Here is an 11,599-nt window from a genome sequence, read left to right as displayed (position 1 = left end):
CATCAGATCCCCACGTCCAACGGTGACGGCCGCTGCCATCAAATACGAGTATTAACTCGTAGAATACCATTCGTCTGGATTCGCCGCCTGCGATAGCGTGACTACCGAGACAGAACTGCGGGGCTCAGGTGTGGCCCAGCGCAATAAGCGGCTGCTTCAACACCTACTCGCCTCTGAGCGTTGCCGACACCGATTCCCGTCCGCTTCTGCGGTCGAACGCCGCGAAGCAATCGGCGACAGCGTGCGCCCGATCCAGCGCCGAAGGAAATTCCGCGAGCTGCACATTCCACAATTCGCAGCACACCTCCAGCCGCGGAATGTTGGTTGCGGGGATCCCATGGGCACCGGCGGTCAACGCCGCGATATCTGCGGGCAGGTGGTGCCAACGCGACCGGACACCATGCCGGTGAAAGACCTTGCTCAAAAATGCCGCATGGATCTCCGGATCTGCGCCGCCGAGCGTGTTTCCAGCCAACACATCACTGAGCGCCGCGAGCTCCGTTCCAATGGTCAACGCGTCATGCTGCGCCTTTTCCACCAGCCGTCGACGGTGGTATCCGCTGAGCTGCAGGAATGTTGAATCCGCCCGTTCGAGCTGTGCCGATGTCAAAGGCAGCGCGAGATCCCACACCCTCCCGGATGCACCGTCGATCGCGGCGAGCTCGAAGGCCTCGTGAGCCTCGAACGACGGCCCCGTGGTGTGGACGTCAACAACGACGAGCTGCCGGCCCCTCATCCCCGCAACTCCCCCTGCCACACCGAATCGATACACGGCACACCCACGCCGGCAGTATCGACGTCGAATTCGGTCATCACCGCGGCGAACCTGTCCACGACGTGTCCTACGGCGTCCCCGCTTCCGTCGACGTTCACATCTCCACCGCTCTTGTCTCGCATGATCATTCACCCCCACCGATAGGCCAAGGCCCCTGTTGGCTGTCTCTGTCGATGCACACTAGCGTCAGGACCGGACACCACGAACAGCTCGAATTCTCATCCGCAGGCCAACGGGTCTGCCGTTCAAACGGTTGTCAGCCCTAACTACCAGTGACATCGCCCCCCAACACGAGGACCATCAGAAGCGGCCTGGCCGCAACGACCAGCTCAGCGGGTTCGCGGTTGCACCTCAGGTATCTCCACCCGTCGATTTGAGTCAAGGACGACGAGTTACAGCGGGGGCATGTGCCTGCTGCGACGAACACTCGTGGAGGTTCAGATGGGCGAAATAAAATGCCGACCGTTAATCCTGATCAGGGGGTTCGGCGGCGTCGATGTCGCTGATGATCAGCGTAGTGCGTATCAGGGATACAACGACGGCACGGTCTACCCCACCAAGCGTGGTGACAACTACATCTACGAGGGCTTCCTGCTCCGCGCACTGAAAGCGAAGAGGTACCGCTACACAGACGCGACCAACGTTGTGGGCTACTACGCGCAGAATGTCGAAGGACCCGCCGACACGGGCGAATACGACCCCTCTGATGTAGGCGGCAGCGTTGTCATCGATCCGCGCACGGCCGCGCGCGTTCTCAACGAGGCCACTTCCGGGACGATATGGGTGTACCGATTTTACGACCTCTCGCCGCGGACCCTGGCCCGATACGCGGAAGGGCTGGTCCGCCTCATTTCCCTGATCGAACGGTCGTCAGAACAGCACAACCAGACATTCGACGGCGTCGACGTCATCGCCCGACTAGTAACTTGGGCTTCATCGCCGACCACGAATGGAGCGCTGCCCATAATCGCACTCTCTCGATCCTGCATCCGAACCACGCGCGCCGCACCCACAGTTGTCACGACCACGCAGACCCGTTATACGCTCACTTAGCTGTCTTCCATACATTTTTGCGAGAGGGTTTCTTCACTGTGGCCAAGCTAGAAACGATTCAATTGGTCGACGACATCGACGGATCGGTCATCGACGACTCCGGTGAAACGATCGAGTTCGCGGTCCAGGGCGTCGAGTACGTGATCGACTTGAAAGCAAAGAACGCCAGCGAGTTTCACAGAAAGCTCGACTACTACATCAAGCACGCCGCGCGGGTTGGCGGACGCAAACGTAAACCCTTCCCCGCAACCGCGTCGACGCCTTCGACAGCCGGGACACCGGCCAAGCGTGACCCGGCGCAGACTCGCGCAATTCGGCAGTGGGCGGCGGACAACGGTCACGAGATCGGCGATCGAGGCCGCATCCCCACCGACATCGAAGAGGCGTACAACGCCGCACACTGACAGCCCAGGAAACTCACCTGGCACGTCATCGAACGCCGGATCACCGACGCGCTCCGAACGATGTTGGTCACCGGCTCGACTACCCGAAAGGGCGATTCGGATGTGCGCACGATCGGCTCTGCGATCAGCGGGTGCAGCGGCGATACCCAGTCTGCTGCCGACTGACGTAACAGGCCCAAGGCAAAGACCGCGTCCGGTGTCCGGGCGACCACCCCTGAAGGGCTCACACACATCTCTCGTACGCCGACACCGGTGCCCCACGACAACGTGAGCTGGCCCGGCTCGTCGCCCACTACCGGCCGCGGGTAACCGGCGGAGATCAAGGCTTCCCGGAGTCCCCGCCACCGCTGTTCATACCGCCACTGCACCGGCAGCCGCGATCACGGGCCCCGTCAACCGCAGGACGGTGTCGAGATCGCCGCCGTCACCGAAGCCCCCCGGCCCGGCGGTGGTCGTCACGCCGCACACGATGGCCATGACAGCATCGGCAGTGTCCACCGATATCGTCGGCAGCCTGCCGTTGCTGGTCAGAAGGGCCAGGACCGCGGCCCTGAGAGGGTGGTAGGTCGCGGCCCGTGCGACGTCCTCGTAGTGGAGGTCGGTCCACAACACCGCTGCTGCCCTCAGAGACCAATACCGTTTCGCATGAGTGAAGTAGCCGCCGAGCAAGTCCTGAACATCGGCCACAGTGTCTCCTGTAGACGGGCGATGCGCCCGGAGGAACTCGCATTGTCGAGCAGCCTGGTCGACCACTGCATGAACAACAGCGTCCTTCGATGGGAAGTGGAAGTACATGCCCCCTTTGGTCACCCCTGCAGCCTGTATCAGGTCGTTGACCGTGACGCCGCTTCCCCCACATGCGATGGTTCGAGCCGCACCGGTAATCAACGCGTCACGGGTCCGTTGCGCACGTTTCTGCGGAGGACGCGCGCGATGCTCGGCATTCTCCCGCTCCGAAACCTTCTGATCGGCAACCGTCATGTCACACTCTCTCCGGTCCATCGCCACATAGGACTGCCTTCTACTCCGATTCGCACGCGCGGATCCGACCATCTGTCGGCGACCGAAGCACTACCGTCCCTAGGCGAGGAATTTCGCCATTCCAAAGTCGATCGGCTCCAACAGTCCACGATTATGCCTGCGGAGGTGGACACTTCGAGCACCGGCAAATATTCGGGAGTCGGAACATCTGCTGCCGCGTGAGGCGCAATAGGTACGGAAAAATCTCTCCTTTTTCACCACTCACGTTGCGTCAACCGACCCCAAGTTCTGGATCCGAATACTGTTACGAAATGGATATCAGTGGTGTGGCCTCGATTATCGGAGCTCTCGGTATCGGATCCTTTGCGGGCCAGTACCTGATCGGCAGTCAGCAACGCCGTCAACTGCGTAGCGAGGTTCTCCGGCACTTGGCGAGCACCGAACGCACCCGATGGGCAGGGTCGTCGTCCACTGATCCGTCGTTTCAGCACTTCAAGGACAGTGTCCGCGAGCTTGAGACGGCCGCGATCATTGCACGGGTTCCGCGACGGCCACTGCGTTTGTACATCCAACTGGCCACTGTGGCGCGCCTGACGAGCGACGACGACGTAAAGCAGAAAGACGGTCAGGAAGAAGCCGGGGGAATCAACACTGCGCTGGGGCGATGTGTGCGCTTGTCAGCAGCGCAGCTCAGTCGACTGATGTGGTCGCCGTGGCTCGCCAGAGCAGGCATGAAGCGACGGGTAAACGCGATCGAACGAGAAGCTCAAGGCCTCGACGCTGAGGTCCTCGATGCGGTGGACAGGGCCAAGCAGTTTCACACCTACTACTGAAGCTGCAAAGGGGTTGGTAAACCCGAATTGCAGTTCAGGCGATGCATTTTGCGAACTACCTACGCCGGTAGTCGTGTCCTAGCCTGCAGCGATCGCAGCGACGACGTGAGCTGCGGCGATGGTCTCACTTACTGCAGAACACGCTCGTACCAACGCATCCTGCAATACGACCAGCTCCCGGCGGACACTGCGACCGGCCCCGTAGTGGTCGAAGAGATGCTGGAGGGCGTCAGCGTCGATGACGTCGACCGCGCCGAGATTCGGATTTCCCGCGGCCTGGCGGGCCCGCCTACCGATGATCGACCCCAGCGCGGCTGAATTAGCTAAGGCGGGCAGGGTGATTCGCGTGTTCAGGTATTCGCGAGCCTGTTTGTAGTGGGGGCTGTCGATGTAGTCGTTATGGACGGCGACGACACATGCTGCCGGAAGTCGCTCGGCGATCATCCTCAGAGTCAAGCCGAAGAACATTGCGATCCGCGGCTCCGGATCGACGCCGATACCTGGACGACGTATCCACTGGTCCGTGTCATCGAGCACGAGCGTCGGAATCAAGCCACTGCGCGAAATCAGTTCCAGGACCCTGATGGCCTGATCCACGACATCCTCACCTTGCGATGGTTCGTTCACCACGCTGCCGAGCTCGATCGCGAGATTGCCGGCCAACCATGGGAGACCAACCGAGAATTTGACCGGTCGATGTGGGGAACCTCCACGCATTTCCCGAGCAATCTTCTGGACTGCCCGGTTCTCGTCGAGCTGTTTGGCGATGGTGTTGACCAACAGACGCGGGAATTCAGCCGGATCGGAGACGAGGGAGTCGGTCTGAAATCCCATCCTGATCCTCAGTGCTGCAACGTTTTCGGAGTGAAGAGCGTCCATCACGTACTCGGTGATCGAGGACTTACCCGAGCCACTGGCACCGATCAGAGCCACACGCTCACGCCGCCGAACAGCGTCCATGAAGCGCTGCTCGTAGTCACCACTCACGGGGCCAGTGAGGACGTCGAACGGCACATGGACCTGCCACATACGATCCGGATCCGGCGACGGGTCGAAGGCCTTCGAGTCCCGCAATTGACGCAGTAGGGCGTCACTCATTTCTGGTCCTCCGGATCAGCGTGTTCGGTCCGCAGCCATTCCGCCGGCGGAGTCAACTCGTACACCCGCCGCGGCCGCCCGGGACCTGACGAGACTTCGCTGCTCCGGACCAGCCCCTTCTCGTAAAGTTGCTTGAAGACTTGTACAGCACGAGGACGCGTCCACCCCAACGCGGCCAGCAAGTCTTCATCCGATGCGCTGACCGGGCCCCGCACCTTCATTTCGGCCGCCAGCATCGACGCTGGGCGACCCAAAGCCCAGAGCGCATTGTCTCTATCGGCGAGGGCCAGGTAGTTGTCCTCGTACGACCCGGGGTCCTGCAGGAATCCCCGCAGAGCACTTACCAGATCTCGGGGGTTTCGCCCTACCGCATCAGCGAGGGTGCTGGCTTGCGGTTCCATGTCGATTCCCGCGCGGCGAGTGATCAACTTGATGCTTTCCGTTCTCGAGAGCGGGGGTACGTCGACGATCTTCTCGAAGAATGCATCTGCAGGCGGAGTCAGGAGACCTTGACGGTCACTTTCACGCACCGACACCGCCCACAGGTATCCCGTCGCCCACACCTCATCGCGGTACCGCCCGAACAGTGCGTGCCCGGCCGATGCGGTGACGTCGTCGACGATGATCACCGGATACAGCCGCGTCCCAAGCGGAGCAGTGCCGTCGTCGCTTTCTGCTGCCCACCTCCGAAGCGTGGCGTCGATGAACTGCAGGCGAAAGTCACTCAATCGCCGCAGCAAGACGTCGGGCCCGTCACTGTCGACTGCCGGTTCGCCGGTGACCTGTTCTACGACGCGGGCGAGCACGTCACGGCCGTCCGAGATCCCCTCGACCCGAACGAAGCTCATCGGGAAGTCGCCTTCGCGGCGGGCACCGGTGAACGGCTCTCGGCTGTCGAGCTGCAGCTGTCTAAGCAGCGACGTTCGGCCTGTGCCGCGGTCCCCCGTCACCAGAACGTTGAGCTCAGCGTTCAATCCGTCCCATATCGCGGCGAGTTCGTCTCGCCGGCCGACGAACAGTTCGGCGTCGACGGAATTGTCGAGCAGAGGACGTGCGCTGATCTTCATGAGACTTACAGTACTTACTGTAAGTTTCGTTAGCAATACCTTGCGGGCGGTTGACCACGATCGCTACAACAGATCTGGTACGTCCAAGATCGCGACACCAGTTTCTTCACGCCACCGCTCCAGCAGGTCCGCTCGCTCAGACAGGGTGACCGTGGCCTGGACGGTATGACGATGCTCCTCGCCTGCCACCCCCGCTTGCCCGAACAGTGCAATGCACCGCCGGGCATGTTCGAGGTCGTGGCGGGCCCAGTACCGCAGACCCTCGAACCCGGCCTCCCGTAACGCGGCCGCCCACCGCTGCGTCAGCGGATAGTCGGCGGTAGTAAAGATTTCTGCCGTGACTCCGAGCGCGACACCGGTGTTCGCAGTCAGATCAGCGAGCCTGATATCAGCATCCAACGTGATCGTCGACGCTGCACGCGCATCGACCTCGTATCTCGGCACGACCTGTTGGCCACCGAAAATCTCCAGGAGAGTGACCACTTCGTCTTCGGCCAGGTAGCAAGTCCCATCAGGGGCTTCGAGGTCGAACCTGCCGCCGCCATTCGATGAGTACCACCACGGTCCCAGACTGGCCTGATGCGATCGAAACAGCTCGGCCCCAGCCGGGTAGACGCACGACGGAAATCGCTCCGCCAATTCACCGACGGGCTTGGGCTCGAACAGATGAACGACGGCGCGTTCAGCGCTCACGCCGCAAGCCGACTGACCGCAGCCCGGGCAGCGCGAGCAGCCGTAGGAACGTCCCCGTCGAGAAGTGCTTGCCGAGGTGTACGGCCGTCGAGCTCTGGCTGTTCGGTAGTCAGCCACGCGACCGCCAACCATCCACGCGGGTCCTGCCCCGCCCACACACGCAGCACCTCTTGGATGCCGAGAATCGGCTTCGCCGGTTGGGCATCGGTGAAGCCTGCGGCGGCGTAGCCGTATTTGCCGTTGCTGCCGGTCAACCGAAGAACGCGGTTCTCTTTCACAGCCTTGCTCAAGGCAGCACGCGTCCAACCCGCAACGTCGAGGGCCTGACTGGGGGTCAAGATTTCCCCTACGTGCTCACTCCACGCGCGACGCGCCTTGAGGCCGTTGACGATGCCGCCGAGGCCCGCTATTGCATACGCCAGATCACGCTCGTCCGGCGCGCCACTGGCCTCGACCAGCCGGTGCGCCATGACCTCGAAATCCTTCTCGACAGTGGACATACCCTGATCATCCCCGGCTGTTCGCGTCATGTCAACCATGTCAACCTGAATACAGGGATGTGATCGTTAGCGTGCGGGAAGTGTCGTACCTGGCCGGTACGGTCGGGACGCGAAACTCCTGCGACGGGGCAGAGAGTCGAGGTGGGTTGGGAGCGTCTAAATGTCACCGGTGAGCAAGAAACGCAAGGGTGCAGGCAAGGGGTCAGGGCGATCGCGTAGCGGTCCGGGAGCCGCTGCATTGCCAGAATGGGCGCAGCGGGCCGGGTACGTCACACCACCGGTAGCGGGGATCCGTCCCCCTGCGAATCCTGGCGTGACTGCACCGGCAGAAGTGCAGATCATCGACCGGCATTGCCAGATTTGGCAGGCCTACACCGAGGGCGGTTTTTCCGGCACCTGCATTGCTGCGGTGCGTTGCCTGATTCCGGCATTGCGTGACTACGGGATCGAGGCTGAGCCGTTGGTCGTGTACGGGCAGGTGGCGTGGTCGGACGAGCAGTGGGTGGAGCTGGGAAGCCGCACACCGAAATGGGAGTCGGACACATGGTGGACAGGACACCTAGTGTTGTGGATTCCGGCAATGGGCCGGATTGTCGATCCGACCGTCTACCAAGCAAACCGGCGCGGAATGCCGACAACGATCACTCGGGCTCTGGTCTTCTCGATCGGTTCACTAGATCTGATGGAGACAGCGGGAGTGAACAAGGATGGTGCCCTGGTGCAGTACGAACGAGTCATCGGCGCGGACATGAGTTGGTTCGATCGCGATCACGCCGATCGCGAGGCGATCGAAGATGCCCTCCGAATTCTGCGAAGCGCAGTATCCGACTCACTCGGCAGCAAGGCGGACCGAAAATCTGGTTGGATGGAGACCGCGACCCACCCACCATTGGTGGAAGCCTTACGCCTACGAGGCTTGATCTCCGCAACATAATCCGGTAGCTACGCAATCTTCTCAGCGGTAGGCATCTGACCGGTGTGAGATCGCGGTGACCTGCACGATGCGCTGCCCGGCGTCGATCAGATAGAGAACCCGGTAGGTGCCTCTGCGGGCGCTGTAGGCGGGCGAAAGCGGCGGGGCCAGGGGCTTCCCGACCCGCTGCGGATTCTCCAGCAATGCTCCGGTGATGAACTCGTACACCGCAGCGGCGACCTTCTCGGGAAGAGTGTGACTGATAGCGCGAGACGCTGATCGAGCAATCACAAGCCGATACGGCGCTTCAGGCTCACTCACGCGCGGGTAGACCGGCCAGCGACCCGCATGACCTCGGCCAACTCCTTCGCATCGAGACTGTCACCCTCAGGCAGCTCCGCCACGCCCCGAAGATGAGATGTCAGCAGTTCCTGATCCGATAGCACTGCAATGGTCTCCTGCAGCGCATCGAAATCGTCGGCAGCGAGCAACACAGCAGCCCGGTGCCCATTACGGGTGATCTCATACCGGGCGTGGGTTTGTTCTGCATCGTCCACAATCTTGGACAGACGCGCACGCGCATCCGCGACCGGCAAAGTAGTCATGTACATAATTAGAGCGCAAATAGTGCGAGGGTGCAATTGCCGTTCGACGCGACACAGCACTAACTGGTGACCAAAACCCGAAGTTCGCCCATCCGACTTCAGTGCGCGCGGTCAGCGGCGTGGGAATTTCACCACCGCTCTCGGACTCGCTGCAGCCGCCCGAACATGCCGTAGGTCCTAAGATGCATCGTCGAACGGCCCGAATGCCGCTTCGTCCCAATGCCGTTCGAGCGCCGCGTTCCATTCGTCGATATCCGACGCGGAGAACAGATGCATGTTGTGTTCGGTGAGCAAGAACCCGGTGTCGCGCCATGCTTGGAAGTAGGCGGGGTTCTCCCCTGCTTCGCGGGCCTTGTCGATCAGGGAGTCCACGTCCGCCAACAAGTTCTCCTCACTGATCTCCTGCGGCGTGTCAGCAGCTGGGTCGAAGAACAATGGATCGTTCGGCCCGAGATCTCGGCCGAACTTGTCCCGAAACGCCTGTCGCTGCTCTTCGAGAGAGTCGTTGAGCTCCGCACCACCCACCATGTCCTTGCTCCACGACAGAGTGCGCCCACCGTCGGCGTTGGTGCGCCGTTGCACGAACGAGGGATCACCGCTGCGCTCGAGCACCAGCGCAGCGTGCTGCTCACGTGAGACCCCTTGCTGTGCAAGTCGCTTTCGACGTTGCTGGACCTTGCGGGCGCGTTTGTCGCCGGCGGAGGTACGTTTCGATGTCATACCTCCACCGTCTCAGAGATTCTCCAGAACATCCGGTATTCGGCCGATTGCTAACCTTCACGCTATGAGCGCAATCAATCCGAGGGTGGCGTTCGCTGTACCGATGTTTCTCGAAGCGCTGGCCTTGATCGAGTTGGGCCAGCCTCAGCCCGCTGAAGTCCTGGAACATCCGAAGATGATGGCTACCACGATGCTTACTCTGCTCAGTCATGGCGACGACGCGATCTTGGATCTGGGAGATCTTGCGCTCGCGTCGCTTGCCAGGGCTGCGATCGCGCTCTGCGATGCTCCGACTGAATCGGGTGCTGTGGCGACCTACCAACACGCGTTAGACGCGTGGGGTGAGATCAATGCGAACCCATGATCAGAGCGAGACTGGAACAAAATGACCGGCACCATCACACTTGCGGGGGCGTCCTTCGGAACAGCTCGGACAAGCCCTGCAGAGCCATCGTAACCCGATCTACGATTGTCTCGAATTGTTTGTCCGGCTGAAGAGAATTCAGTCCTGCGGCCGACAGCGCAGTCGTAAATTTCGTGCCCTTCATGTGGGCCGAGCCTGCCGATCGGATTCCCTGAAGCTGGCGTAGGGGTCCGACGAGACCATTCGGGTCGGCACCCAAGTTCTCGACGAGTAGCTGTAGGCAGGCAAGCGAAGGACTATTCGTGTCCGCGCCCGAGGACTCTCGAAGAGTCTTGACATCGAGTGCATCCACGATCCCTTTCGACAGAACCATGACACCGTTGTCGCTTTGGCCTTCGGTTGGATTGGTACACAATGCCAAGGCATCGAACGCACGGAGGTCAGCCGGGCCGAGTTGCTTGTACAACGACTCACCGAAGTAGCCAGTGAACGCCTCGATGAGTTCTGCCTTAGCTCGTCTCAGCCGAGCAGGGTCAGGGCGTTCGTCCTCTACCCACTGGCCCGCTAGGTCCCGCACGCTACGTGTGATGGTTATTCCACCGTTCGGCGGGACGTTGTGTGTGAGCCAGTGCTCTCGCTCGGTCTCGGGTAGCCGGATGAGGTGTCCCAGCCACACCTGGACGAGGTTGGCACCGTTGATGTCGACATCGATGGCCCACCGACCGTGGCACGAGACATCGGTCCGCAGCACCGTGTAGCGGTCTGGGTTGTCGCGGTATCGGGTCAGAACATCCGTGTCGAAGAAGACTGGGGTGAGGTAGTTCGCTTCATCGCGCTCGCAACTCAAACGAACCTCGTCGCCGGTCGAGGGGTCGATGTCAACGATGAACGATTGAAACCGCTCAGGCCTTTGCAGATCGTCGGGGTGCTCGCCAGCGGACGCGAACGGCAAAACTGCCTGTTTCCCAACCAACTGCGCTACGAAACCAGGCCCCCGATACGCGTCCCACGCCGTGTAGGCGAACGCTGCGTCTTTGGTGCGAATCTCAAGGTCGATCCGAGCTTCATGCACGCTGTCGTCAGCCCGAGAATGGGCGTGCTGGATCACCAGGCTCATGCTCCGGGCCGCGAGATACTTTCGGAGGTGCCGTGCATTGACTCGAACCTCGTATTCACCAGGATTCGGTCTGACGATCTCGACGACCTCCTCATCGCGGCCCGCGTGATTAGTTCGATACATTGTCTCGTTCGATCGCGTGATCAGGCCCAACCACCATACGAACGACGGCGTGAATTCGATAACGGGTTCTGTGGTTGCCGATGGCACCCAGGACACGTTGACGAACAGATGAAGGTCGTAGCCATCAGGGTTGGAGGTCAAGCCGTCGCGGAAGGCCGGGAGGCGATCAGAGCTGTAACTGGGCTCGCCGAGGTCGTTGATGGACCAATCGGTAGTGGCGAGGAATTTGCGCTGGTCCGATGTCGCCACCAGAAGAGGTTGAAGCGAGCTGTACTTGATTCCGCTCCCTCGATTCCGTAGAACCGAGATCCACTCGGTCGGCTCCGCCTGGATCTCCGAGAGGTAGCTCCTCA

General features: G+C 61.3%; 16 protein-coding genes. 5 read left to right on the top strand and 11 right to left on the bottom strand.

What is annotated here, in order from left to right; translation table 11 throughout:
• Nucleotides 1–163: 163 nt before the first annotated feature.
• Nucleotides 164–736 (bottom strand): hypothetical protein, encoded by a 573-nt coding sequence (locus tag CH305_RS27155; RefSeq protein ID WP_015586108.1) that lies wholly within the window; start codon nucleotides 734–736, stop codon nucleotides 164–166.
• Entirely contained in the window at nucleotides 733–897 is a 165-nt protein-coding gene (locus tag CH305_RS29225; protein ID WP_155289035.1) for a hypothetical protein, read from the bottom strand. The genes CH305_RS27155 and CH305_RS29225 overlap by 4 nt, the downstream gene beginning before the upstream one ends.
• 307 nt (nucleotides 898–1,204) lie before the next feature.
• Here CH305_RS29225 and CH305_RS29615 point away from each other — a divergent pair, with 307 nt between their 5' ends.
• Nucleotides 1,205–1,828 (top strand): hypothetical protein, encoded by a 624-nt coding sequence (locus CH305_RS29615; RefSeq protein WP_230591901.1) that lies wholly within the window; start codon nucleotides 1,205–1,207, stop codon nucleotides 1,826–1,828.
• Between the two features lie 38 nt (nucleotides 1,829–1,866).
• Nucleotides 1,867–2,232, top strand: a complete 366-nt coding sequence (locus CH305_RS29610; protein WP_015586104.1) for an Lsr2 family protein — start codon at nucleotides 1,867–1,869, stop codon at nucleotides 2,230–2,232.
• Nucleotides 2,233–2,583: 351 nt separating this feature from the next.
• On the opposite strand, the gene CH305_RS27145 is transcribed toward CH305_RS29610, so the two are convergent.
• Complete coding sequence (locus CH305_RS27145) at nucleotides 2,584–3,213, bottom strand: TetR/AcrR family transcriptional regulator (RefSeq protein WP_015586103.1); 630 nt, start codon at nucleotides 3,211–3,213, stop codon at nucleotides 2,584–2,586.
• A gap of 311 nt (nucleotides 3,214–3,524) precedes the next feature.
• Here CH305_RS27145 and CH305_RS27140 point away from each other — a divergent pair, with 311 nt between their 5' ends.
• Nucleotides 3,525–4,046 (top strand): hypothetical protein, encoded by a 522-nt coding sequence (locus tag CH305_RS27140; RefSeq protein ID WP_015586102.1) that lies wholly within the window; start codon nucleotides 3,525–3,527, stop codon nucleotides 4,044–4,046.
• A gap of 78 nt (nucleotides 4,047–4,124) precedes the next feature.
• Here the strand turns inward: CH305_RS27140 and CH305_RS27135 are convergent, their stop codons facing one another.
• From CH305_RS27135 to CH305_RS27120, 4 genes are all read right to left on the bottom strand, one after another.
• Complete coding sequence (locus tag CH305_RS27135) at nucleotides 4,125–5,144, bottom strand: ATP-binding protein (protein ID WP_032364995.1); 1,020 nt, start codon at nucleotides 5,142–5,144, stop codon at nucleotides 4,125–4,127.
• Complete coding sequence (locus CH305_RS27130; RefSeq protein WP_015586100.1) at nucleotides 5,141–6,211, bottom strand: ATPase AAA; 1,071 nt, start codon at nucleotides 6,209–6,211, stop codon at nucleotides 5,141–5,143. Before CH305_RS27130 ends, CH305_RS27135 begins: the two co-directional genes overlap by 4 nt.
• 63 nt (nucleotides 6,212–6,274) lie before the next feature.
• Nucleotides 6,275–6,904, bottom strand: a complete 630-nt coding sequence (locus tag CH305_RS27125) for an RES family NAD+ phosphorylase (RefSeq protein ID WP_015586099.1) — start codon at nucleotides 6,902–6,904, stop codon at nucleotides 6,275–6,277.
• Entirely contained in the window at nucleotides 6,901–7,404 is a 504-nt protein-coding gene (locus CH305_RS27120) for a hypothetical protein (RefSeq protein WP_015586098.1), read from the bottom strand. The genes CH305_RS27125 and CH305_RS27120 overlap by 4 nt, the downstream gene beginning before the upstream one ends.
• 169 nt (nucleotides 7,405–7,573) lie before the next feature.
• On the opposite strand from CH305_RS27120, the gene CH305_RS27115 reads away from it, so the two are divergent.
• Nucleotides 7,574–8,338, top strand: a complete 765-nt coding sequence (locus CH305_RS27115; RefSeq protein ID WP_141216543.1) for a hypothetical protein — start codon at nucleotides 7,574–7,576, stop codon at nucleotides 8,336–8,338.
• Nucleotides 8,339–8,359: 21 nt separating this feature from the next.
• On the opposite strand, the gene CH305_RS27110 is transcribed toward CH305_RS27115, so the two are convergent.
• From CH305_RS27110 to CH305_RS27100, 3 genes are all read right to left on the bottom strand, one after another.
• Nucleotides 8,360–8,638 (bottom strand): type II toxin-antitoxin system RelE/ParE family toxin, encoded by a 279-nt coding sequence (locus CH305_RS27110; protein ID WP_015586096.1) that lies wholly within the window; start codon nucleotides 8,636–8,638, stop codon nucleotides 8,360–8,362.
• Nucleotides 8,635–8,922 (bottom strand): type II toxin-antitoxin system Phd/YefM family antitoxin, encoded by a 288-nt coding sequence (locus tag CH305_RS27105; protein WP_230591632.1) that lies wholly within the window; start codon nucleotides 8,920–8,922, stop codon nucleotides 8,635–8,637. The genes CH305_RS27110 and CH305_RS27105 overlap by 4 nt, the downstream gene beginning before the upstream one ends.
• Nucleotides 8,923–9,099: 177 nt before the next feature.
• Nucleotides 9,100–9,642, bottom strand: coding sequence for a hypothetical protein (locus tag CH305_RS27100; RefSeq protein ID WP_015586094.1), 543 nt, complete (start codon nucleotides 9,640–9,642; stop codon nucleotides 9,100–9,102).
• Nucleotides 9,643–9,706: 64 nt separating this feature from the next.
• On the opposite strand from CH305_RS27100, the gene CH305_RS27095 reads away from it, so the two are divergent.
• Nucleotides 9,707–10,006 (top strand): hypothetical protein, encoded by a 300-nt coding sequence (locus CH305_RS27095; protein ID WP_015586093.1) that lies wholly within the window; start codon nucleotides 9,707–9,709, stop codon nucleotides 10,004–10,006.
• 34 nt (nucleotides 10,007–10,040) lie between these two features.
• Here the strand turns inward: CH305_RS27095 and CH305_RS27090 are convergent, their stop codons facing one another.
• The gene (locus tag CH305_RS27090; protein WP_141215921.1) at nucleotides 10,041–11,495 is read right to left on the bottom strand and encodes a hypothetical protein; all 1,455 of its coding nucleotides are present in this window, start codon (nucleotides 11,493–11,495) and stop codon (nucleotides 10,041–10,043) included.
• Nucleotides 11,496–11,599 lie beyond the last annotated feature (104 nt).

This window comes from Rhodococcus sp. 15-649-2-2 (assembly GCF_002258645.1).
GTDB lineage: Bacteria > Actinomycetota > Actinomycetes > Mycobacteriales > Mycobacteriaceae > Rhodococcoides.
This window is presented reverse-complemented; position numbering and strand designations above follow the sequence as displayed.